At 64.3% G+C, this 23521-nt stretch carries 23 protein-coding genes; 2 read left to right on the forward strand and 21 right to left on the reverse strand.

Translation table 11 applies throughout. From position 1 onward, the window contains the following. The 8 genes from MKI84_RS10190 to MKI84_RS10225 all read right to left on the reverse strand — a co-directional run. On the reverse strand, window positions 1–305 hold a 305-nt coding region (locus MKI84_RS10190), incomplete at its 3' end, for an NAD(P)-dependent oxidoreductase (protein WP_241619227.1). 47 nt (window positions 306–352) lie between these two features. After that, the gene (gene hyi / locus MKI84_RS10195; RefSeq protein WP_241619229.1) at window positions 353–1138 is read right to left on the reverse strand and encodes a hydroxypyruvate isomerase; all 786 of its coding nucleotides are present in this window, start codon (window positions 1136–1138) and stop codon (window positions 353–355) included. Between the two features lie 159 nt (window positions 1139–1297). Beyond that, entirely contained in the window at window positions 1298–2026 is a 729-nt protein-coding gene (locus MKI84_RS10200) for a transporter substrate-binding domain-containing protein (RefSeq protein ID WP_241619231.1), read from the reverse strand. Between the two features lie 52 nt (window positions 2027–2078). Next, window positions 2079–3212, reverse strand: coding sequence for a GntG family PLP-dependent aldolase (locus MKI84_RS10205; protein WP_241619233.1), 1134 nt, complete (start codon window positions 3210–3212; stop codon window positions 2079–2081). Window positions 3213–3271: 59 nt separating this feature from the next. Beyond that, complete coding sequence (locus tag MKI84_RS10210; protein ID WP_241619235.1) at window positions 3272–4978, reverse strand: GMC family oxidoreductase; 1707 nt, start codon at window positions 4976–4978, stop codon at window positions 3272–3274. Between the two features lie 4 nt (window positions 4979–4982). Then, window positions 4983–6536 carry a hydantoinase B/oxoprolinase family protein gene (locus tag MKI84_RS10215; RefSeq protein WP_241619237.1) on the reverse strand — a complete coding sequence of 518 codons (1554 nt, stop codon included), beginning with the start codon at window positions 6534–6536 and terminating at the stop codon, window positions 4983–4985. After that, on the reverse strand, window positions 6533–8608 hold the full coding sequence (locus MKI84_RS10220; RefSeq protein WP_241619239.1) for a hydantoinase/oxoprolinase family protein: 2076 nt from the start codon (window positions 8606–8608) through the stop codon (window positions 6533–6535). Before MKI84_RS10220 ends, MKI84_RS10215 begins: the two co-directional genes overlap by 4 nt. Window positions 8609–8617: 9 nt before the next feature. After that, window positions 8618–10075 carry an NAD-dependent succinate-semialdehyde dehydrogenase gene (locus MKI84_RS10225; protein WP_241619241.1) on the reverse strand — a complete coding sequence of 486 codons (1458 nt, stop codon included), beginning with the start codon at window positions 10073–10075 and terminating at the stop codon, window positions 8618–8620. Between the two features lie 171 nt (window positions 10076–10246). Between MKI84_RS10225 and MKI84_RS10230 the strand changes: the two genes are divergently transcribed. Beyond that, window positions 10247–11113: a GntR family transcriptional regulator gene (locus MKI84_RS10230; protein ID WP_241619243.1), complete on the forward strand. Its 867-nt coding sequence runs from the start codon at window positions 10247–10249 to the stop codon at window positions 11111–11113. Between the two features lie 64 nt (window positions 11114–11177). On the opposite strand, the gene MKI84_RS10235 is transcribed toward MKI84_RS10230, so the two are convergent. From MKI84_RS10235 to ccoN, 12 genes are all read right to left on the reverse strand, one after another. After that, window positions 11178–12149, reverse strand: coding sequence for an ABC transporter substrate-binding protein (locus MKI84_RS10235; protein ID WP_241619245.1), 972 nt, complete (start codon window positions 12147–12149; stop codon window positions 11178–11180). 17 nt (window positions 12150–12166) lie between these two features. Then, a complete protein-coding gene (locus MKI84_RS10240) occupies window positions 12167–13000 on the reverse strand; it encodes an ABC transporter permease (protein WP_241619247.1) in 834 nt (277 codons plus the stop codon). 5 nt (window positions 13001–13005) lie between these two features. Beyond that, window positions 13006–13791, reverse strand: coding sequence for an ABC transporter ATP-binding protein (locus MKI84_RS10245; RefSeq protein WP_241619249.1), 786 nt, complete (start codon window positions 13789–13791; stop codon window positions 13006–13008). Between the two features lie 318 nt (window positions 13792–14109). Further along, window positions 14110–15615, reverse strand: a complete 1506-nt coding sequence (locus MKI84_RS10250; protein WP_241619251.1) for a GGDEF domain-containing protein — start codon at window positions 15613–15615, stop codon at window positions 14110–14112. Window positions 15616–15787: 172 nt separating this feature from the next. After that, the gene (locus MKI84_RS10255; protein ID WP_241619253.1) at window positions 15788–16096 is read right to left on the reverse strand and encodes a hypothetical protein; all 309 of its coding nucleotides are present in this window, start codon (window positions 16094–16096) and stop codon (window positions 15788–15790) included. A gap of 146 nt (window positions 16097–16242) precedes the next feature. Further along, the gene (gene ccoS / locus MKI84_RS10260) at window positions 16243–16389 is read right to left on the reverse strand and encodes a cbb3-type cytochrome oxidase assembly protein CcoS (protein WP_342593625.1); all 147 of its coding nucleotides are present in this window, start codon (window positions 16387–16389) and stop codon (window positions 16243–16245) included. Continuing rightward, complete coding sequence (locus MKI84_RS10265) at window positions 16386–16778, reverse strand: HAD family hydrolase (RefSeq protein WP_241619254.1); 393 nt, start codon at window positions 16776–16778, stop codon at window positions 16386–16388. The genes ccoS and MKI84_RS10265 overlap by 4 nt, the downstream gene beginning before the upstream one ends. Then, entirely contained in the window at window positions 16775–17608 is an 834-nt protein-coding gene (locus MKI84_RS10270) for a DUF2189 domain-containing protein (RefSeq protein WP_241619257.1), read from the reverse strand. The genes MKI84_RS10265 and MKI84_RS10270 overlap by 4 nt, the downstream gene beginning before the upstream one ends. 225 nt (window positions 17609–17833) lie before the next feature. Beyond that, window positions 17834–18700: a cytochrome-c oxidase, cbb3-type subunit III gene (ccoP, locus tag MKI84_RS10275; RefSeq protein ID WP_241619259.1), complete on the reverse strand. Its 867-nt coding sequence runs from the start codon at window positions 18698–18700 to the stop codon at window positions 17834–17836. After that, window positions 18697–18867: a cbb3-type cytochrome c oxidase subunit 3 gene (locus MKI84_RS10280; protein WP_342593626.1), complete on the reverse strand. Its 171-nt coding sequence runs from the start codon at window positions 18865–18867 to the stop codon at window positions 18697–18699. Before MKI84_RS10280 ends, ccoP begins: the two co-directional genes overlap by 4 nt. Next, window positions 18864–19595 (reverse strand): cytochrome-c oxidase, cbb3-type subunit II, encoded by a 732-nt coding sequence (ccoO, locus tag MKI84_RS10285; RefSeq protein WP_241619261.1) that lies wholly within the window; start codon window positions 19593–19595, stop codon window positions 18864–18866. The genes MKI84_RS10280 and ccoO overlap by 4 nt, the downstream gene beginning before the upstream one ends. 4 nt (window positions 19596–19599) lie before the next feature. Beyond that, on the reverse strand, window positions 19600–21255 hold the full coding sequence (gene ccoN, locus MKI84_RS10290; protein WP_241619263.1) for a cytochrome-c oxidase, cbb3-type subunit I: 1656 nt from the start codon (window positions 21253–21255) through the stop codon (window positions 19600–19602). 549 nt (window positions 21256–21804) lie between these two features. Here ccoN and MKI84_RS10295 point away from each other — a divergent pair. Continuing rightward, on the forward strand, window positions 21805–22269 hold the full coding sequence (locus MKI84_RS10295) for an RrF2 family transcriptional regulator (protein ID WP_241619264.1): 465 nt from the start codon (window positions 21805–21807) through the stop codon (window positions 22267–22269). Between the two features lie 23 nt (window positions 22270–22292). Here the strand turns inward: MKI84_RS10295 and hmpA are convergent, their stop codons facing one another. Next, window positions 22293–23507: an NO-inducible flavohemoprotein gene (gene hmpA / locus MKI84_RS10300; RefSeq protein ID WP_241619265.1), complete on the reverse strand. Its 1215-nt coding sequence runs from the start codon at window positions 23505–23507 to the stop codon at window positions 22293–22295. Window positions 23508–23521 lie beyond the last annotated feature (14 nt).

Below are 23521 nucleotides of genomic sequence, written 5' to 3' on the forward strand. Positions count from 1 at the left end.
TTGGTCTCCACCGGAGCGATCGAGGACATGTCCACGACGATCTTGCCCGCGCTCAGACCCGCCGCGATCCCGTTCTCGCCGAACAGCGCCGCGTTCACGTGGGGGGTATCCGGCACCATGGTGATGATGATGTCGGCATTCTTGGCCACTTCCGTGCCGTTGGCGCAGGCGACGCCGCCCTTGCCCGTGAGTTCCGCCGGGACCGGCTTCACGTCGTACAGATAAAGTTCATGACCCGCGTCGATCAGGTGCCCCGCCATCGGCGCACCCATGATACCCAGACCGACAAATCCAACCTTAGCCATTATCTTTTCCTCGTTTTCCCAGACGTTGTTTTCTTGGAAGCGACCGATCAGGCCGCGCCGGTGAGCGTCTTCAGCCAGCCGAGGCCGGCCGCGGTGTCGCCCTTCGGCTTGTACTCGCACCCGACCCAGCCGGCGTAGCCGATCGAATCGAGGTAGCGGAACAGGAATTCGTAATTGATCTCGCCGGTGCCGGGCTCGTTGCGGCCGGGATTGTCGGCGAGCTGGATATGCGCGATCTGGCCGAGATTGGCCTCGATGGTGCGGGCGAGGTCGCCCTCCATGATCTGCATGTGATAAATGTCGTACTGGATGAACAGATTATCCGAGCCGACCTCTTCGATGATCGCCTTGGCCTGCTTGGTGTAGTTCAGGAAGAAGCCGGGAATGTCGCGTGTGTTGATCGGCTCGATCAGCAGCTTGAGGCCGGCTTCCTTGATCTTCGGCGCGGCGAACTTGAGATTGTTCACGAAGGTGTTGTGCAGCACTTCGCGATCCGCCCCGGCGGGCACGATGCCGGCGAGGATGTTCACCTGCGGGCAGCCCAGCGCGGTCGCATAGGTGATCGCCTTGTCGACGCCGGCGCGGAATTCGTCCACGCGCTCGGGGAAGATCGCGATGCCGCGCTCCCCGGCACCCCAATTGCCGGCCGGCAGGTTGTGCAGCACCTGCTTCAGGCCGTGGGCCTTCAGCTTGGCGACGAGTTCCTCGACGGGGAAGTCATAGGGGAACAGATACTCGACACCGGCGAAGCCGGCCTCGGCGGCCTTCTCGAAGCGATCGAGAAAGGGCACCTCGTTGAAGAGCATGGTCAGATTGGCGGCGAAACGGGGCATGGACCGCTCCTGAAATGTGAGGACTTTCCTCGCTTGCCATTCATTCCACCGAACGCCGCCACCCACGAGAAAGCTGCACCGAAGGCGTCGCCCCCGACCCACGCACTGGATCGCTGGAAAGAAGACGTCGCGCGCGAAGCGGGCGACGTCTTCAGTCGCTCAGAGCGCTGCCGGCGGCGCAAGCAGCACGTCTGGATGGCCGCTGCGATCAAGCGACGCGCGGACGAAACCGCTCGACTTCAGCTCTTCAATCAGTTCCTCCACGAAGAGCGCCGCGCGCGCGCGACCGACGGGAAGGGCGATCACCTGATGGATTTCCATGAAGCGGCCGGGCAGCACCCACACGTCGCTATGAGTCGCCGCGTAACTGTTCAGGGCCTGCCGAATGCCGGCTACGGCCTCTGCCTCATTTGCCCGGAAGGTCGCGAAGGCATCGTCCACCGCGAGGAGTTCGGCGCTTTTCAGCGCTCGCGCGAGATACTGCGCATAGGCCGTCCCTTTGTTGGCGGCGATCCTGCGGGAGGCCTGATCGACATCGTCCGCCTGCGCGAGCGCGGATGGCGCGCCAACCAGATAGGCGCCCTCGATCAAGAAATAGGCTGGACTGAAGTTGAAATCGCTTGCGCGGGCCGGGTCGGAGGCCATGAAGGCAACGTCGCATTCGCCACTCTTAAGCGCCTCGACAACCTTGCCCGCGGCGTTGAACGCCACATACTCCACCTCCACGCCAAGCCGACGGCCTATTTCCGCGGCCAGATCGATACTGATGCCGCGGGGCGCTTCCGCCGTGCCCTGTGCGAGCAACGGATTGGCAAGATTGATGGCGGCACGCAGCCGCTTCTTCGGGGCGATCTCGGCACGCAGCGTGTCGTCTACACTGATAGACATGGGCTCTCCTTGTGGTGAGCCGTCCTGGGACGGAAATGACGTTGGGGGCGCGTCAGGAGGGAATGCCAGCCTCGCGCTCTAACACCCGACGGAAGCCCGCAACCACGGCGTGAGCGGCCTCATCGTCGATATGGCGGTGGGTCACCATACGCAGGCGAGTTTTGCCGTAGGAACGCACATCGATCTCAAAGGCGGCGAGGCGCGCGATCCATTCATGGACCGTCAGCGACGTGCAGGCGACATCGGCCATGACGATGTTGGTCTCCACCTCCGCCGGATCGACCAGGCGCGGATCCAGCGCGTGCAGGCCGCAGGCAATAATCTGCGCGCGGCGATGGTCGTCCACCAGCCGCTCGACCATTGAGGTAAGGGCAACAATGCCGGCTGCAGCGACTACGCCGCCCTGCCGCATCGCGCCACCGATCATCCTGCGGCACAGCCGCGCCCGCGCGACGAATTCGGCGGAGCCGCACACCATAGAGCCAAACGGCGCGCTCAGGCCCTTGGAGATGCAGAATGTCACACTGTCGGCGTGCTGCACGATCTCCGAAGCTGGCACGCCGAGCGACACTGCGGCATTGAACAGCCTGGCGCCGTCGATATGTAACGGCACGCTGGCGTCCCTCGTCATCGCCCGCAACTCGGCCATGTCACTCAGTGGCATAACCGTGCCGCCCGCGTTGTTGTGCGTCGTCTCGATGCAGACGAGCGCGGTCTTGAAGGAACTGCCTGTCGCACGCGGGCGCAGAAGGCTGTTCAACGCATCCAGAACAGGAAAGCCCCGACGCGCCGGGTAAAGCCGCGGCGCGAGACCGGCGACATGCACGGCACCCGACACTTCGCTGCGCATGAGATGCGCGTCCGGATCCACCAGAATCTCACCGCCACGCCCGGTATGTGCCAGCATGGAAACGAGGTTACCCATGGTGCCGCTGGTCACGAAGAGCCCAGCCTCGGTCCCCGTCATGCGCGCGGCCAGAGCTTCCAGCTCCACCACGGTCGGATCACGCTCGCGCATATCGTCACCGAGCGGAGCCTGCGTCATCGCCTCCAGCATCTTGGGCGTCGGCAGTGTGATGGTATCGCTTCGAAGATCGATCTTTAGCGTCCCCACCCCGATAGCGGACGGCGATGGGTTGGAGCGGAAGGCTCCCTCGTCAATCGTCCCTGTCATTTGCTTGTCCATGGGGTGATATCCGGTGTCTGGAAAAGTCGAATGAGATGCTTGATCTGCATCAGCCGAAATCAACTCGCGTTAGCCGCGCGCAGCACGTGATCTGCCACTTTCTCGCCAATCATCATCACCGGGACGTTGGTGTTAGCGCGGGGCACGAAGGGCATCACGGAGGTATCAGCCAGCCGAAGGCCGACAACGCCACGGACCCGGCATTCCGGATCGGTTACGGCCATCGGGTCGTCGTCGGAGCCCATGCGGCAGGTACAGGAGGCGTGCCAGGCACCGATGGCGCTGTCCTTGACCCAGCCCTCAAGCGCAGCATCATCGTTAAGCAGATCGGAAAGCCGCACACCTTGCGTGACAAGGCCATCGATCAGCTGTTTACGCAGAAATGGCAAGGTCTTCAGCAGAGTGGCCAGCGCCAGGGTTTGAGCATAGTTCCATGCGGTGACCTGCCCGACCCTACGGACCCGCTCGCTGTAGCTGGTGGGGAAAACGTAGTCGACAGTCTTCGCGATCTCGTTCTCGCGAAACAGTCCGGCAAGCAAATGCACGGTTTGCTTCATGCGGGCGAGGTCGCGTTCGTCGCTGAGGAGATTGAACTCGACCCGGGGCGAAGCCTCAAGCGCGCTGCCACTGAGCTTGACCGTGCCAGTGGAATAAGTCCGGTTCAGCCAGACCATCAGCGAGCCGAGATGCTTGCCGAGCGGATGCCAGCCCGCTCGGTTGATGCACACCATGTACATGTCCAGCGGATCGCATCCCGCAACCCCGGACGAATAGCGCATGGCAAGGAACATCTGCCGGCGCAATTCAGGGCTGATGCGCGCGTCCGGCTTGAGATGGCCGGTCATGGAGATCGCCGGATGGTCCTGAAGGTTTTCGCCCACCCCCGGAAGATCGACCACGGGCACCATTCCCTGCATGCGTAGATGCAGTGCCGGTCCGATGCCGGATTTCATCAGGAGCGCAGGCGTATGGATGGCGCCGCCGCAGACGATGGTCTCCCGCGCCAGGATGTCCTGCTCACCTGTCTCACGGCGAACCCGGGCACCAACGACCCGCGTGCCTTCGGTAAGCAGCTTCAGTGTCACCGTACACGGCCAGATGTGCAGATTGGGACGCCGACGAACCTCAGCGCTCAGATACCCGATCGCCGCCGACACCCGGCGGTTCTCCGCATTGGAGATCGCAATCGGAAATTGCTCTTCGCCAAAGGAGGCGTTCTGATCCTCCGCATAGGAGAAACCGCGCCGCGTCAGCGTCTCGGCAACGGCGCGCGTAAAGCCGGGCCACACATTGCGCGGCAGGCGGCGTATGCGGATCGGCCCGTCCTTGCCGTGCAACGGACCATCAAAATCGAGATCGGTTTCCAGCCGCCGGAAATAAGGCAGCACCTCGTCCCACGACCAGCCCTGCGCACCTAGTTGGGCCCATTCGTCGTAGTCGGCCGGGATGCCGCGATTTGCCATCATGCCGTTGATCGACGAGCCACCACCGACAAGGCGCGCCTGCTCATAGCGTCGCGGCGCCGGGCGATCCGGATCGCTATGCGGCACAGGCTGGAGATGGACCCGCAGATCCTGCCACGTGTAGAGCGGATTGTAATAGGCCTTGCCGGCGAGGCTATCGAGGATATCCGCCGGCTCGACACCAGGCGGATAGTCTGGCCCCGCCTCGACCAGCAACACCTGATGACGCCCGCTGGCCGAGAGCCGGTTGGCGAGCACACAGCCCGCCGATCCGGCCCCGATGATGATGAAGTCGTAATTCATCGCCTTACGCCCCAATGGGCCCATAGCCACCGCCGCCTGGTGTCTCCAGCCGCAGCACGGTTCCCGGTGCCAGCACGCTGACGAGGCGCGGGTCGAGCGGCGCGCCATCGGCCAGCATCACGCCAACCTGCCCCGGCTCGCCGCCCCGGGCACCGGGCGCGGGAAAGCTGGTGCGGTTCGCCATGAACGAGATGGTGACCGGGCTGTCGGCCGCGATGCGGAACTCGAAGATCTGGCCGTCGCCGCCGCGATGGGCGCCCGCCCCGCCGGTGCTGCGGCGGATTTCCTTGCGTAGCACCTTCACTGGGCAGCGCGACTCCAGAACCTCGATCGGGGTGTTGGCGAGATTGCTGGGAAAGCTCAGCGCCGGCAGGCCGTCGCGGTCGTGCAAGGCGCCCTGCCCACCGTTGAGGAAAAAGGTGGTGGCAAAGCCGCGCCCGTCATGCGTGCCGGCAAGCTGCACCGCCCAGAGCGGCGAACCGGGCGCGCCCTGCACCTGCTCGGGAAGCACCTCGGCCAGCGCGCCCATGATGAGTGGCGGCAGCAGATGCCCCGTCATCGCCCGCGCGCCGACCGATGCCGGGAAGCGCGGATTGAGGATCGAGCCAAGCGGCGCTGTAGTAGCGATCGACAGGAAGCTGCCGTCATTGTTGGGGATTTCGGGCGCGAGCAGACACTTCAGCGCATAGGCGGAATAGGCGAAGGTGTAAGCCGGCACGACGTTGATGGCCTGCGCCACCTGCGGCGAGGAGCCCTCATAGTCGATCGCGATTTCCTCGCCCCGCACCGTCAGGCGACATTTCAGGCGAATATCGCCCTCGCTACCCTCGATCAGCAGTTCGTTTTGATAGTCGCCATCCGGCAGCGCCTTGGTCGCAGCGCGCATCGCGGCATCCGCGCGCGCAAACATGATGGTGCCAAGGCGATCGAGATCCAGCTGTGTTTCGTCGAGGAAATCGATCAGGCGCTGGGCAAGTGAGCGATTGCAGCTCACCTGCGCCCAGATGTCGCCCATCACCTCGGCGTTCACGCGGACATTGTCCTCGATCAAGGTCACCAACGTGTCGTTGGTCACGCCATCGGTCACCAGTCTCGCGGGAGTGATGCGCAGCCCTTCCTCATAGACCTCACGATTGCTGGGCGAGCGCAGTCGTCCGCCAATGTCCGGCACATGCGCAACGCTGGCGGCAAAACCGACAAGCTTGCCCTGATGGAACACAGGCACAGCGATGTTCACATCCGGCAGATGTCCAGTGCCGAGCCAGGGATCATTAGTGATCATCACATCGCCGGGCTTGAAGCTGTCCGCACCGAACTTCGCGATGAAATGACGGACGGTCAGTGGCAACGTGCAGATGAACGAAGGGATGGAATAGCTCGACTGGGCCAGCAGTCGGCCCTGCGCATCCGTCAGCACCACCGCATAGTCGTTGCATTCGCGCACGATGGTGGAAAAAGCGGCGCGAACCAGATTGGCCGCCGCTTCGTCGACCATGCTGACGAGGCGGGTCCAGCAGATTTCCAGTGTGATCGGATCGATATCGCGGGGGGCGGTCACGCGTCTAGCTCCACGAGAATGGCACGGTCGGCGAGCACCCGCACCTGTGCGGGCAGCGGGATGGCGAGCGTGCTTTCACGCTCTTCGATGATGGCCGGGGCAGCGATGGCCGCGCCAGGCGGCAGCCGGTAGCGGTCATAGACCGGCACGTCGCCCATAACCCCGGTTTTCGGCAGATAGATCGAGCGCCAAGCCTTGGGCGCGACAATTTCACCAGCGTCCAGCGGCCAGTGGAAGCTGCCATGAGCCTCGCCACCCACCGCGATCACCCGCCAGGTCACGACCTCGGGACGAGCTGATGGCACCACGCCGCCAAATAGCGTGGCATAGCGACGGGTAAACAGCTCGACGAGTTCGCCGGCGAACTCGTCGCCTGGCAGTCGATAAGGCAGGCTCACCGGAATAGTGGTGCCTTGTCCGCCGAAGCGCATCTCCGCCACCACCGACCACTGACACGCCGCCGCGTCGCTGCCGGCCTGGGTGAGCTCGGCTTCGGCGTCCGCCCGCATCGCAGTCAAGCGCCGGCCGAGTTCCTCCCAATCCATGCCGGCGAGCGGCGAGATGCGCGACCAGGCGCGGTCCGCCCGGGCCGGCGCGGCAAGGAAACCGAGGCAGGAGCCGGCCCCCACCGCGATCGGGAACACGATACGGCTGACACCCAGGCGCTGCGCCACGGAGACGGCATGCAGCGGGCCGGCGCCGCCGGTCGCGACCAGCGTGAAGCTCCGGGGATCGTGCCCCTTCTCGGCGATGTGGACCCGCGCCGCTGCGGCCATGCTCTCATTGACGATATCGATGATGCCGGTCGCGGTCTGGAGGGCATTGAGGCCGATCCGCGCCCCGACATGAGCCAGCGCCTCGCGCGCCTTGCCGACATCGAGCGCCATCTCGCCGCCGAGGAAATTGGCGGGATCGAGATAGCCGAGCACCAGATCGGCATCGGTCACGGTCGGCTCGGTACCGCCATTGCCGTAGCAGGCGGGACCGGGCACCGAGCCGGCGCTTTCGGGACCGACCTTCAGCAGGCCGAGCGCGTTCACCGCCGCGATGCTGCCCCCGCCGGCGCCGATCTCGATCAGATCGATGCTGGGGATGAGGATCGGCAGTCCGCTGCCGCGCTTGAAACGGTGCACACGCGCCGTCTCGAAGGAATGGGCGACGCTCGGCTCGCCATCGATCACGACGCAGAGCTTGGCGGTGGTGCCTCCCATGTCGAAGGCCAGCACATTGCGCAGTCCCGCCGCTTTGCCGGCATGGGCCGCGCTGATGACGCCGCCCGCCGGCCCGGATTCCAGCAGTGCGATCGGCGTGTCCGCCGCCGCCGCCGCCGAGGTGAAGCCGCCGCTCGACACCATGATCAGAACCGGCGCGACAACGCCGAGCGCCTGCAGCCGGCCCTCCAGCTCGCGCAGATAGGTTTCGACTAACGGCTGGACATAGGCGTTCGCCGTGGCGGTGGTGGTGCGCTCATATTCGCGGATTTCACCCGCGACGTGGGAGGACACGCTGATGGCGATGTCGCTCCCGAGCCGCGCGCGCAGCCCCTGCGCCATCGCCACCTCGTGGCGGTCCGAGACGTTGGAGTGCAGGAACGCAATCGCGACGGACTGCGGGCGCAGCGCCCGCAGTTCGGCGGCGACGCGCTCAATCTCGGCCTGGACAAGCTCGGTATCGCTGGTGCCGTCGGCGGCCATGCGCTCGTTCGCGCCGAGCCGCAGTTCGGCAGGCACCAGCGGCGGCGGCAATTCGAGGTGCAGATCATAGAGATCGTAGCGCACCTCGCGCCCCATCTCGATGAGATCGGTCATGCCTGCCGTGGCCACCAGCGCGGTGCGCACGCCGCGCCGCTCGATCAGTGTGTTGGTGACGATGGTATTGCCATGGACGACGTCCACCACGTCCTCGGCCGAGGCGCCGGACTTCTCCAGCAGGTCGGCGATCACCCGGCTGACCGCGTCACCCGGGCTGGCCGGCGTGCTGAGGCTCTTGGCGATCCAGATCCGGCTGGTCTCGGTGTTCTCAATAACGCCATCGGTGAAGGTGCCACCGATGTCGACCGCAATGCGATACATGTCGATTTCCTAGATTCCGGCGAGGCAGACGTATTTGGTCTCGAGAAACTCTTCGATGCCGTAGCGCGAGCCCTCGCGGCCGACACCCGATTCCTTGCGCCCGCCGAGAGGGGCCACCTCCGATCCGACCACGCCCGCGTTGATGCCGACGACGCCGACCTCCAGCGCCTCGGCCACGCGCCAGACCTTCTGGATGTCGCGCCCGAACACATAGGCGGCGAGGCCGTAGCGGCTCTCATTGGAAAGGGCGATCACCTCCTCGACCTCCGAGAAGCGGTAGAGCGGCGCGACCGGCCCGAATGTTTCCTCGTCATCGAACGAGGTGCCGATGACGACCTCCGAAAGCACTGTCGGCTCGAAGAAGTTGCCAGTGCGCCCGTGTCGTTCCCCGCCACACAGCACCTGCGCGCCATGCTCGAACGCCACGCGGATATGCGCCTCGACCTTGGCGATCGCCGCCTCGTTGATCAGCGGCCCCTGCTCGACGCCCTCCTCCGCACCGTCGCCGATGCGCAGGTCCCTTGCCGCCTCGACCAGCCGCTGCGCGAAGGCATCGTAGATCGTCTCGTGAACGAAGATGCGGTTCGCCGCGACGCAGGCCTGCCCCATATTGCGGAACTTCGAGCGCACGACCTCGGCAACCGCATTGTCGAGATCGGCATCGGCCAGCACGATGAAGGGCGCGTTGCCGCCGAGCTCCAGGCTGACCTTCTTCACCGTGGACGCAGCCTGCGCCATCAGCCGCTTGCCGACCGCGGTGGAGCCGGTGAAGCTGACCACGCGAACATCCGGGTGTGTCGCGAGCTGCGTTCCGACGTCGGCCACATGTTCGCGGTCGCAGGTCACGAGCCCGAAAACGTCGGCCGGGATGCCGGCCTCGATCGCGAGGTTCACCAGCGCAACCGCCGACAACGGCGTGAAGTCGGACGGTTTGAGCACGACCGGACATCCTGCCGCCAGCGCGGTCGCGGCCTTGCGCGTCACCATGGCCGCGGGGAAGTTCCACGGCGTGATGAGGGCGGCAACGCCGGCCGGCTCCTTGAGCACGAAGGTGCGCCAGCCCTGCTGCGGCGAGGGGATGACGTCGCCATAGACGCGCTTGGCGTCCTCCGCACACCATTCGACGAAGCGTGCCGCAAAGCCGATCTCCCCGCGCGCCTCCGCCAGCGGCTTGCCCTGTTCGGCGGTCATGATCGCGGCGAGATCTTCCTGATGTTCGAGGATGAGGTCGTGCCAGCGCCGAAGCAGCCGGGCGCGCTCCTGCGCCAGCAGAGCGCGCCATGCGGGCCAGGCGGCATTGGCGCGCTCGATCGCGGCCGCCGCATGCCCACTATCCATGTTTGGCAGCGAGGCGAGCACGGCGCCGGAGGCCGGATTCTTGACCGTGAAACGCCGCGTCTCCCGAGCAATTCCACCCGCCCCGGCATAGGCCTTCTCATCAAGCAGCTCGCTGCGTGATAGCTTCATAAGCGACACTCCAATTTCGTATAATTTCATCATATTATACATTCATGTGTCAACCACCTTGTTTTCACAGGCCCGATTTTTATTATGTCTTTTGGATGAGACTGTTCTAAAATTGGAGCCATCGACGGTCGCATCTGGTTCAAAATGAGTGCAAACGACGAAGAGATCCGTTTGACCGCCAAACAAGCGGAACTCGCCGCGCGGATGGCGGGCTATCTTGTGGCGACGCGTTTCCCACCGGGCCAGCGGATCACGGAAGAGCAGTTGTGCAAGGAATTCCGCGTGTCGAGGTCCCCGGTGCGCGCGGTAATGCAGTTTCTCGCGACGCGCGGTTTTCTGAGCCAGGCGGAACGGGGCTATTTCATCCCGGACAAGATGCCGGAGTTCGGCGCCTCCAGCACGCTGATCCCCAAATCGCTCGACCAGCAGTTGCTCGACGGCATCGCACGGGACCGCGCCCGGAATCTGGTGCCCGAGCAGTTCACCGAGGCCGAATTCATGCGGCGCTACGACGTGCCGCGCTCGCAATTGCTGCGGGTGCTGAACCGGCTGTCGCTCGACGGCGTCGTCGAGCCGGCGCCGGGACATGGATGGTATTTCCTGCCGACGCTGAACAGCCCGGAGACGTACCGCGACAGCTACCGTTTCCGCATATTGATCGAGCCTCAGGCCTTGCTTGAACCGACCTTCGCCGCCAACAAGCCGTTGCTGCGGCAGATGCGCGAGGATCAGATGAGCATGGCCGCCTCGACCGATCCGCGCCAGCTCTATGAGCTCAATGCGTCCTTTCACGAGATGCTTGCGGGCTTCTCCCACAACTCGTTCATCATCGAGGCGGTGCGCCGTCACAGCCGGTTACGGCGCCTAAACGAGCAGCTCGTGCTGGATCGCGCACGAATCCGCAAACGCATCGGCGAGCATGTCGCCATCATCGACGCCGTGCTGGAAGATCAGCGCGAATGGGCCGCCTCGCTGCTGAAGCACCATCTGGAAATCGCCAGCCAGATCGCACCGGCCTTCGCCGCGCCCATCGATTAACCCAAAACCAAGGCCGGGCACACACCGAGGGTGCCCGGCCTTCACCTGCCACGACGTGCCTCACTCACTGCGGGGCCGTGAAATTCACCTTGTCGGGAGCCACGGAACGCAGCAGCTCGGGCTTCACGAATTGCTGCCAGTCCACCGGCTTGCGCAGCTTCTTGGCGGCTTCAAGCTGCTTCGCGCCGATCACCAGATTATCGATCGACTGCTGATCGAGGCGGACGTCGAAGCGGATCTTCTTCATCATGCCCGACAGCATTTCCTCGTCGAGCTTCAGAAACGAGGCGATGATCCGGGTCGCTTCCTCAGGCTTGTCATTGATCGCCGCCGTCGCCTCCACCAGCGACTTGGTGAAGCGCTTGGCCGCCTCGGGGTTAGCTTTCACCCAGCCGTCGTTCACGTAGAAATAGACGCGCCCTTCGATGACGCCTTCATTGTCGCGCAGGATCTTGGTGTCGGGGATCGCCGCGAGCCCCTTGGACACCCACGGCTCCCAGGCGCTGTAGGCATCGATGTCGCCGCGTTCGAGCGCGGCGATCATCTCCGGCGCGTCGACCTGGATGACGTCGTAGTCCTTGACGTTCAGGCCGAGCTTGTCGACAAGGGCGAGCCAGAAGATCTCGCTGCCGGTGCCGCGGGCAACGCCGATTCTCTTGCCCTTCAGGCTGTCCAGCGACTCAAGGTTCCTGCCCACAATGGCAAACCAGCGCTGCAGCGCGGCGCCCTCGGCGATGACCGACACGTTCGGGTCCAGCGTCGAGTTGAGGATGCCCGCCTGCTCGGCTCCGAAAGCTCCCTGCATCTGGTTCTGGATCAGCAGCCCGACCATGGCCGAACCGCTGGGGCCGGTCTTGAGATCGACGTCGAGATCGTTCTTTTTGAAGATACCCATCTTGTCGGCGACATAGAACGCCGAGAAGGCGGGATCGACGCCGGTGCCGATCGTCATCTTGTTGGTTTCCGCATGCGCGGAAGGTGCCGAGACCGCCCCCAACAGGAGTAGTGTCGCAACGATCTTCTTGAAGATCATCATCTTGTCCCCTCTTTGTTTTAGATGATGGGTGAGTAACGGCCGGCAAACTTGACGATGCCGAAGCGGAAGATGCGGTCGGTCACGAAACCGAGGAAGCACAGCGCCAGCAGGGACACGAAGATGTCCTCGACCTGCATGAACAGGCGGCCGTTCCAAAGCATCACGCCGAGCCCCGCGCTCGCCGCGACCATTTCCGCCGCCACGATCGTGGTGAAGGAGTTGGCCATCGCGATGCGCATGCCGGTCAGGATGTAGGGAACGGTTGCCGGCAGCGCGACATAGATGAAGCTCTGCCAGCGGCTGGCGCCCAGCATCTGCGCCGCACGGATCTTGTTGGGAGTGATCGAGGCGACGCCCGCCGCCGTATTGAGAATCACGATGAAGATCGTCGTGTAGATGATCAGGAAGATCTTCGAGTTCTCGCCGATGCCAAACCATATCACCGCTATGGTGATCATCGCGACCGACGGAATGAAGCGCAGCAGCTCGGTCCACGGCTCCACGATCTTGCGGACCGTGATGAAGGTGCCGATGGCGAGGCCGATGGCGACGCCGGCCACCGAGCCCAGCACGAAGCCGATCAGGATGCGCTGGAGGCTGATCGCCATGTTCTCGATCAGCGACCCATCGGCGATGAGCTCGATCGTGCGATGGAATACCGCCAGCGGCGGCGGAAACAGGGCTGATTTCAGAACATAAACCGCGAACACATGCCAGGCGAGGAACAGGCTCGCGAAGCCGATCACATAAGGCAAAAGACCGGAGAGCGCGGCGGCGATGCGCAGGCCGTCGATACGGGCCGGCTTGGCCGCGGCACGCGGATGCGAAGGAGTCGTGGAGGAACCGGCCATGTCGATCACCGCAAATCCGCGCGGCGGGATTTCTCAACCTCTTCCCGCACGATGGTATGGATGCGCTCATAGAGGCGCGTGTATTCGGGATTGGTGCGCGAGCGATCGCTACCGAGCGTGACGTCGAACTGCTCGCGCAGATGCGCCGACGGGCCGGCGGTCATCACGGCAATACGCGTACCGAGAATGATCGACTCATCGATATCGTGAGTGATGAAGACAACCGAGGTTCCGGTCTTCTCCCAGATGCGCCGCAGTTCGAACTGCATGACCTCGCGGGTCTGAGCGTCGAGAGCACCAAGCGGCTCGTCCATCAGCAGGATCTTTGGCTCACCGACCAGTGCTCGCGCGATTTGAATGCGCTGCTTCATGCCGCCAGACAACTCACTGGGGTAGCGATCCTTCGCCCGCATCAAGCCGACCATGTCGATATATTTCAGGGCGCGCTCACGACGTTCCGCTTTTGGAACGCTCTGTATTTTCAGCCCAAATTCGACGTTCTCTAGCGCGGTAAGCCACGAGTAAAGAGAATCGTCTCCCTGAAAAACGACAGCACGATCACGGCCGGGAGCGTCAATGGGACGACCGGCGAGCAACAGCTCGCCCCCGGTCGGCCGCTCAAAGCCGGCAAGCATGGTCAGCACCGTGCTTTTGCCGCAGCCGGAAGGGCCCAACAGACAACAAAACTCACCATTTTCGATGGAAAGATCAAGTCCTTCGATGGCGAAAAGCGGCGACCGCCCTCGCGTGACGAATGACTTCGACAGGTTCCTAATATCGATCAAGCTCATGAACTGCCCTTCTGGGAACACGGGCGCCGACAACGAAGTAAGCGTGCAGCAGCACACCCACTCCGCCGCTCGCTTGCAAGCGTTTACGATCGGTCATTGAATGAACAATATCATTAAATAATACATTGTCAAACAACCAATTCGCGTCGAGGGTCCAGAAAATGGTCTCGGATCAGGAAGGCGACGCGATGTGGCGACTGCTCGGCGACGTCGAAGGCGCGGCGAACTTCCTGCCGCTGAAATGGACACTCGACATGATGGACACGCCGTCGCACCGGACCGCGCGGGGTTCCAGCGAACGCGGGGCGGGCGGGCGCTTCAGGTGCCGGTGGCAGGGGCTAAGTCGAGCACGACATGACGGTCGCGGCCAGCCTGCTTGGCTTGGTACAGCGCCTTGTCGGCGGCGGCCATCAGAGCCGAGGCATCGTCTGGCGCCTGCGCGGCGACGGCGGCGCCGATGCTCACGGTCGGGGAGAGCACGCTGCCGGCGACGTCGAGGCGAAGGGCGCGCACGGCATCGCAAAGGCGATCCGCCAGCGTCTCGGTCGCGCCCTGTCCCGAGACGCCCAGCAGCACGCAGAACTCCTCGCCGCCAACCCGCCCGAACACGTCGCCCGCGCGCATATGGCCCCGCAGCGCGCAGGCGACCGCCCGCAGCACCTCGTCGCCGGCGGGGTGGCCATAGCTGTCGTTGACCGACTTGAAATGATCGATGTCGATCATCAAGGCAGCGACCGGCGCCTGCCGGGCGTGCAGCCCGGCGAGCAGGCCGGCGCCCTGCTGGAAGAAGCCGGTTCGGTTGAGAATACCGGTCAGATAGTCGGTTACGGCGAGCGACTGCAACCTGCCTAGCAGCTCGTTACGGGAGGCCATCACGCTGGCGACCACGAGCGGCGCCAGGGCGATCAGCATCACCCCGGTCCGCAGCGACAGTAGGTAATGCGTATCGTTGAGATCGAGGCCGATGGAGATGAGCCCTCGCGATACCGCGATCAGGGTCCAAGCAGTGAAGAGCAGCGCCAACAGCGCGTTGGCGAACATGCCGTAGGTCACGGCGGCCCACAGCAGTGCGGGGACGGGGAATGCGATAGCGCCCGGCCCGCCGACGAAGACGCTGGCCAGCCCCGACAGCAGCACGGCGAGGAAAGGCGCGAAGCGGCCTGGATCAACATCGACGCGCCGCATCCGCAGCGAGATGAGGCCCGCTGTTGGCTCGCGCGATAGCATCGGCAGGGTCAGCATCACCGGCAGGATGGCGACATAGTTGCCCAGCTCGGTTACAAACCAGAAGACGAAGCCGTCGATGTAAGGCTGGCCGAACAGGTGGTTGCCGATGACGGTGCCGACCGCGCCGCAGGCGACTGCACCGAACACCAGCGCCCCCACCATGATCGGTACGGAGAAAGGCCGGGACAGCGCGACATGCTCCGTCGGCACGCGCCGAAAGGCGAGGAGGCAGGCGGCTACGCTGATGAGGTTGGCGAAGGTGAGCAGCGCGGCCTTGTCCAGGGAACTGCCGGTGGCGATGTCTGCCGCCAGATAGCCGAGCACCGCGGCGGACCAGCCGCGCGGTCCGGCAAGCTCCGGTAGCCTTATGAAGAGACCCAGCAGTACCGCATTAGCCGGCCAGAAGGCGGCGAGATGGCCGCCCATGGGTCGGGTCAATATGCCGAACAGCGACCACAGCGCGACGATAAGGAAGACGAGGCCAACCCATCGCCAGCCAATGGCGCCGCGCGCCTCGCTCCCAGCCACGTAGCCCATCGCGCCCGTTTCCCGCTGCGCCCGCGAAACGCCGACCAGAGGGTGCCGGCGTCGATCCATGCAACCATCGTGGACTTCGGCGGTGCTGGCAAGCGGGGCATGGCCGATGAGGATGACGCCCCTGTGGCGGGCGAGCCCGTCGAGGCGGAGAGCGCTGCGGCGACCAGGGCGCGGGCGCGTGACAGGGCGGCATGTCCACGAGATCGCAGACTAGTGCCGGATTTCCGCACCTCTACACGGCCACTTCCAGGGAGTGTCGGCATCGGTGACTGCGCACCCCCGCAACCACTGATACCGACAAACCCGCAGCCTCGGCTGCGGGTTTTGTTGTTTTAGCGGCTTTCCCATGGCCTGTCGCGCCGTCCATTCGAGGGCGCAGCGCCGCGAACAGCGCGCCGCGATCATTGCCGGGCGTCAGCACGATCCGCTCGATCAGCAGCCGCAAAGCTTCCGCTGCCTGAGGCCTTTCTTCCGGCCTTTTCAGCGCGTGGGTCAGAGTCGCGACCTTGCTCGCAGAGATGACCGCGGCCCTCGCCAGCATGTCCGGAACGTCGTTGGGAACATCGACCGGGAGCGCTGAACGCTCCTTCGTTCCAGCTCAGGGGTGTTTTCCGGCCAAGCTGGCCGCCTGCGATCGCGTGATCGAGGTCATCGAACGGCTCTCCCGAGCAAGCCCTGCGGCGTGCGTCAATCCGGCCGGTCTTCATGGAACAGCACCCGCTCGGCGGCGCCGTCCACATCGTCATACTGGCCATCTCGCAGCGACCAGAGGAAGGCCGCGAGGCCGATACTCCCCATCAGAAATGCCGTGGGAATAAGATATGCCGCGCTCACAGCGCCATCTCCGCAACGGGCAAGGCCGCTTGCGACCGGCTGGCCGAACTCGGCACATCAACATGCTGCCGCAGGGCGTTCGCGACGACGAGAATGCGCCCCAGACGAAGCGCATCGAAACCGATACGCGCTTCCAGACCCTCACCCGGATGTTCTTGCACCTGCCCGGCATTGATGACCTGATCCTCTGTGCCCGGGATGGCCGCGATCGCCAGCGCATAGGGGTGGCGCGAATGGCGCGCCATCGCCGCAGCCACCGCGATTTCCGCCGGGTCGTCGGCCTGCGCGCAGACCAGACGAGCCTGGCCTGATGTCAGAGTGCCGGTCTTGTCGAACACGACGGCATCCACCTCCGCCAGCCGCTCCCGCGCACGGCGGTCCTTGATCATGATTCCAGCCTCGAACATGCACCGCCCGATATCGCCTCATGGCCGTACATGGCGCGACAAGCGTGCCAGGTCGCATGGCCGAGCAATGGAAACAGCACGATCAGTCCGAGAAACCCTGTCGCCACGCTGACGAGGAACAGCCCGACGACGACGGCGCCCCAACTCACCATGACGGGCAGCTGGCGCCAGACCATCGCCATGCTGCTGCCCATGGCGGTCAGGGCATCTGTCCTCTCGGTGAGTTGCATGGGCAGCGCGAAGACGCTGATGGCGAAGGAAAAGGCTGCGAAGAGTCCGCCCACCGCACTGCCTGCCACCAGCATCACCCAACCGGTCGGGGTGGTGAACAGCGTCGACACGGTGCGATCAAGCCCCGGAAAAGGCAGCAATCCGAAGAACAGCGCCCAAATCAGCACCGCCGCCCGCATCCAGGCCAGCATCAGCAGGCACAGCAGCGCACCGGCGAACAGGATCTGCCCGCCCGAGGCCGGCGCGACGAGGATCATCCCGAGGAGATTGACCGGCTCGCCGGCGGCGATGCGACGGCTCTTTTCATAAAGTCCCAGTGCCAGAAACGGCCCGACGATCAGAAAGCCGGCGGTGAGGGGGAACAGGACATAGTCGTAGCCGCGCTGAAACAGGCAGGCGACCAGAAGGAGCGAGCACAGCCAGACGAGTCCGCCATAGGCCAGGCTGCTGCCTGGCCCGGTGCGCAGATCGCGCCAGCCAGCGGCAAGCCAGCCCCACACCGCGACCGGCTCAACGCGGTACGTGCCATCACGCGCCTGGACGGACGAGGCCGCGCCAACGTTCGAAAGGTCGGCAGTCATGCTGGACATCCCTTACGGCTTTCCATCAGTGGGCCACGCAGACGGAGCGGGCCGCGGCATAGGCGCCGGGTCGCACCTCGCCCAGCCTGAGATGCGTGACGCATGCCGGTTGGGAAGCCGAGGCGATCGCGAACAGATGCCAGTTGGCGGCCGCCACGAGCACCACTATCCCGATGACCGCAGCCCCCATGAGCCAGCGCGCAAGGTGTCGCGGTTGGTGGCAATTCATGGCGCGTGTCTCCGCAGATCGACCAGATAAAGGGCGAGCACCCTGCGTTGCCAGAGTTGGAGCCGGCCATCCCAGCTCGGCATGTGACCCTGACGTCCCCGCCAGATGCTCTGCCGGATCGACGCGCTGTCGCCGCCATAGATCCATCGCGTATCGGTGAGGTCCGGCACCCCGATCTCCGAATTGCCGTTTCCGCCTTCGCCGTGGCAGGCGGCGCAGTTGGCGGCGAACAGCTCACGGCCCTTCGCGATGCGGTCCGTCGGCGCGATGGGCTGGGAGAGGCTGCGCACATAGGCCACGACGGCGTCGATCTGGGTGGCATCGAGGATGCCATCCCGCCCGAAAGCGGGCATCTGTGACGTCCTGCTGTCGGGATGATCGGAATTGATGCCGACCATGATGGTCTGGAAGAGCGCGTCCGTCGTGGCACCCCACAGCGGCGTTCCGCTGACAAGGCTGGGGAAACCGGGTCCTCCGCGGGCCTCCATGCCGTGGCACATGGCGCAATTGTCGGCAAAGAGGGTTCGCCCGGTCTCCCGGACCCTGGCCATGAGCGCGGCATCCTCCAGAACCGTCGCGGCATGGTCGACCTCAATCATCGACGTCCAAGATGCGCGTTGCTCGGCTGCGGCCTTTACCCTTGCAGTGACACTCGCCCTTTCATCCTGGTGCAGAAGGCCCTTGGTATAGGTGGTTCCGAGCGGCCAGGCCGGCATGAGCAGCCAATAGCCGACGCAGAAAAGCAGGAAGACGATCAGGAAAAAGTAGACCGGCTTCGGCACCGGCGTGTCGAGTTCGGTGAGGCCGTTCCATTCATGACCGGTGGTAAGACGGCCGGTTACCGGGTCCCGTTCGGGCTTCATGGCGTGTCCTCATGGATGAGGATGCTCCGCGCGGCCCGCTCGAACGTGGCCTTCCGGGACGGCCAGACGGCGTAGGCACAGGCCATGCACGCCATCGCGATCAGATAGAACAGCCCGATCGACTTGGCGAACCAGACGACATCCTCATGGGCGATGAACGACATCATGGCGGCCCCGCAATGCTCGATGCATAGGGCACGCGGGTCAGCCGCCCCAGAACCTGAAGGTAGGCGACAAGCGCATCCATCTCGGTCAGCCGCCCGGGCTCGCCGTCGAAACTGCTGATGGTCGTGTCGGCGCCGTAGCGGGCCTTTGCACCCTCGGCCTGAGACGAGTCCGGTGCTGCCTGCCCGAAGGCGTCGGCCTTGGCATTGGCGATCATCTCCTCGCTATAGGGCACCCCGACCGCACGCTGCGCGCGCAAATGGTCTGGCAGGCGCTCGGTCGGGAGTGCCTTCGCCGCAAGGAAGCGATAAGCGGGCATCACAGACTGGGGCACCACGGCGCGCGGGTCGGTGAGATGGGCAACATGCCAGTCGTCGGAATACTTCCCGCCGACGCGGGCGAGATCGGGCCCGGTGCGCTTGGAACCCCACAGCATCGGATGGTCGTACTTGGATTCCACCGCGAGCGAATACGGCCCGTAACGCTCCACTTCGTCACGCAGGGTGCGGATCATCTGCGAATGGCAGGCATAGCAGCCCTCGCGGATGTAGATATTGCGCCCGGCCAGCTCCAGCGGCGTGTAGAGCCGCATGTCGGGGGCGTCCTCGACCGTCTGGTGAATGGTGAACAGCGGGGCGATCTCAACCATGCCACCGACGCTCGCCGCCGCGATGATGCCGAGCGCGAGGGCGATGCTGCGCTGTTCGAGCCAGTCATGCAGCCTGAACATGGGCCTACTCCGCAGGCTGCATCGCGCCGACCGGCGGGCGCGGATCGGCGGTGACGGCGCTGTCGCCCGCGGACGAGGCCGGCGCGCGGGTCGCCGTCAGATAGATGTTCAGGCAGCCGAGCACCGCGCCCGCGAAGAAGCAGAGTCCGCCGACGGTGCGAGCGATGTAGTAAGGGCGCATGGCGACAAGCGAGTCGACAAAGCTGTAAGCCAGCGTGCCGCTCTCATTGTAGGTCCGCCACATCAAACCCTGGATGATGCCCGAGTTCCACATCGCGATGACGTAGATGAGGGTGCCAGCCAGAGCCAGCCAGAAATGCACCTCGACCAGCGCCGGCGAATACATGGCCCGGCGCTTCCAGATCCATGGCACCATGGCGTAGACCGAGCCAAAGCTGATCATGGCGACCCAGCCGAGCGCGCCGGCATGCACGTGACCGACCGTCCAGTCGGTATAATGCGACAGCGAGTTGACCGAGCGGATCGCGAGGAAGGAGCCCTCGAAAGTGGTCAGCCCGTAAAACACCGCCGCCACCATCATGAAACGCAGCGTCGCGTCATCGCGCACCTTGTGCCAGGCGCCATTCAGCGTGAGCAGGGCATTGGCTGCCGATCCCCATGAAGGCACAAGCAGGATGATCGAGAACGTCATCCCCAGCGTCTGCACCCATTGCGGCAGCGCCGTGTAGTGCAGATGGTGCGAACCCACCCACATATACATGAAGGTGATGCCCCAGAAGCTTATGATCGACAGACGATACGAGTAGATCGGCCGCCCCGCCCGCACCGGCAGGAAATAATACATCATGCCGAGGAAACCGGAGGTCAGGAAGAAGGCGACGGCATTGTGCCCGTACCACCACTCCGTCAGCGCATCCTGTACGCCGGAGAACAGGGGGTAACTCTTATCAGTGCCAAAGGACACAGGAACGGCGAGACCGTTGACGATGTGCAGCATCGCCACAACAAGGACGAAGGCGAGGTAGTACCAATTGGCAACGTAGATGTGCGGCTCCCTGCGGTGGGCAAGCGTCCGCAGATAGACGATAAAATAAGTGACCCAGACGACGAGAAGCCAGAGGTCGACATACCATTCCGGCTCGGCATATTCCTTGGACTGGGTAACGCCCATGGCATAGCCGGTGGTGGCGAGAACACAGAACAGATTATAGCCGAGGAGGACAAACCATGCTCCGAGTTGGTCCGGCAGCCGCGTGCGGCAGGTCCGCTGCATCACGTAGAACGACGTGGCAATGAGCGCATTGCCGCCGAATCCGAAGATGACGCCGGTCGTGTGGATCGGCCGGATGCGTCCGAAGCTCGCCCATTCCTGATCAAGGGTGAATTCCGGCCAGGCGAGCAGTGCCGCGACCCAGACCCCGAAACCCATGCCGGCAACAGCCCAGATCATGGCGAGAGCCACGCCGACCTTGCTGGGATCGTCGTAATATTCGCGAAGGCGCTCCGCGCGCGGCGGTGCGTCGAGATAGTGTCCCAGCAACCAGAAAGTGCCCGCAATGGCGCCGACGAGCACCAGCGCGCCATGGACACCGAACGGCCCGTTGCCGCCGGCAATGGCCATCGCAAGACCGACCAGCGCGATCGCCACCAGAATGATCAGCCCCGCGCGCCGCTCGCCGAGGGTCAACTGAGCGATCATTGCGGCGCATCCGCGCGACAGATGCGCAAACGCGATCCCAAAGGCATGGCATCCTCCCGTTCCGCCAGCGCGATACGCGTGGGGCGACGCATCGGCTTGTGGCACGAGGTAAAGGTGCCATCAGAACAAATGTCGGCTCAATCGAGCCGGAGGTCAGGGCACGGGCGCAGAAGGATATGCTTACCCATACTAGGGTTTAGGTTAGGGAAACTACGAACGCGCCAGCACTCATCGGCCCTCATCAGTCAGTTGATCATCTCGCGCGCAAGCAATGATTTGAGGTGATTGAACCGCCCCGGTTCTGTCTGGGGCCCTGCATCCTGAGACGATGGGGCCAAGACGGGCGAGTCGACGAACGGGTTTTCGCCGGAGGTGCGCGCGCAGCGGGAGCAGAGACCGTGCCCGATGTTCCCCTTCTTGACATGATCGAAGACGATGACGCTGTTCGCGAGGCCGCGATCTTGGCCGGCGGGGTCCCTCGCGGCACCGGGAATATGACCTTAAGGCCCCCAATATATATTTTCGCTCCGCCAAACCTGAAGCGCGACCATGAAACTCACCCAATTTTCCGACTTTGCGCTGCGCTTGCTGATGTTTGCCGCCGCGAACAAGGATCGGCTCATCACCATCGAGGAGACCGCCAGCTTCTACGGCGTGTCGCGCGCACATCTGATGAAGGTGGCGAACCAGTTGACCCGACACGGTTTCCTGAAGGCTGTGCGCGGGCGCAGCGGCGGCCTGATGCTCGCGCGCGAGGCACATGAGATCGGGCTCGGCGCCATCATTCGCGCCATGGAGCCCGACTTCGCGATCGTGGAGTGCTTCGGCGCCGGCAACCGCTGCCTCATCACGCCACGATGCCGCCTGAAGGGTGTGGTCGGCGAAGCCCTCGCGGCGTTTCTGTCCGTGTTCGACCGGCACACCCTCGCCGACATCATCCTGAACCCGGACGATTTCGGTCTTTCGAGCCTTCCATCACCGCCGCGAAAGACAAAACGGTCGGCGCGCGCCTGAACCGGCACGCGCCGACATCTGCGTCACGCTGCAAGCAATTCGTCGGCCGGGCCGAAGAACTCGTAGTGCACCCGATCCGGGGCGATCCCGGCGCGTGACAGATCGCGAACCAGAGCACGCAGGAAGGGCTTGGGACCGCACAGATAGAAATCGCTGGCCGTGAAGGGGGTGTTCCGCTCAAGCCAGTTCACGGAAATGAAGCCGTCATGATCATGGGAAAATCCGATTGCGTCGCTCGGCTTCGGTTCGCTGTAGAAGGTGGCGACCGATGTTCGGCCGTGCCGCTTTGCGAGCGAGCGGACGTGGCGGTCCATGGCATGGGTCGAGCTGTTCAGCGCGCCGTGCACATAGTGGGTCTCCACATCCGGATAGCTCGCGGCGATCGCCTCCAGCATGCTCACCATGGGCGTCAGGCCGACACCGGCCGAGAGCAGGACGACCGGCCGCGTGGGCTCATCCGGCAGGAAGAAATCGCCGGCTGGCGGGGTCGCGTCGAGCACGTCACCGATTTTGACATGGTCGTGCAGGAAGCGTGAGGCGCCCTGTCCTGCCGCCTCGCGCTTGACGGAGATGCGGTAGCGGAAATCATTGGGCGCGCAGGAGATCGAATAGTTCCGCTTGGCCTGCGCGCCGCCCGGCAGAGGAAGCCGGAAGGTCAGATACTGGCCCGGACGGTGGCGAATCACGGCGCCGCCATCGGCAGGTTCCAGCACGAAGGAGGACACGACCTCGCTCTCGGATGTCTTCTCCGCGACGCGGAAGCGCCGCCAGCCGTTCCATCCGCCCGCCCGCGCCTCGATGTCAGTGCGAATGTCACATTCGCGCTCCTTGAGCACCTCGGCGAGAAACCAGTAGGCCTCGCCCCAGGCGGCGAGGATTTCCGGCGTCGCGGCCTCGCCAAGCACGTCGGCAATCGCATCGAGCAAGGCCGTTGCGACATAGGGGTAATGCTCGGGAAGGATGTGATAGCCGATATGCTTGTGTGCGATCCGCTCGACCACCGGCGCGAGCGCTCCGAGATTGTCGATATTGCGCGCATAGGCGAGAATCGCTGCGGCCAGGGCATGAACCTGCGAGCCACCGTCGCCCTGATTGGCATGGTTGAACAGTTCGCGAATGGACGCGTCGCGGAACAGGCGGGCATACATCGCCCTGGTAATGGCCGGGCCATGAGCGGCCAGGGCGGGAACGGTTGCCTTAACGAGCGCGATAGTGCCCTGGCTGAGAGACGCCGGCATGGAATGCTCCTCTT

Source organism: Ancylobacter gelatini (genome assembly GCF_022601675.1).
Lineage (GTDB): Bacteria > Pseudomonadota > Alphaproteobacteria > Rhizobiales > Xanthobacteraceae > Ancylobacter > Ancylobacter gelatini.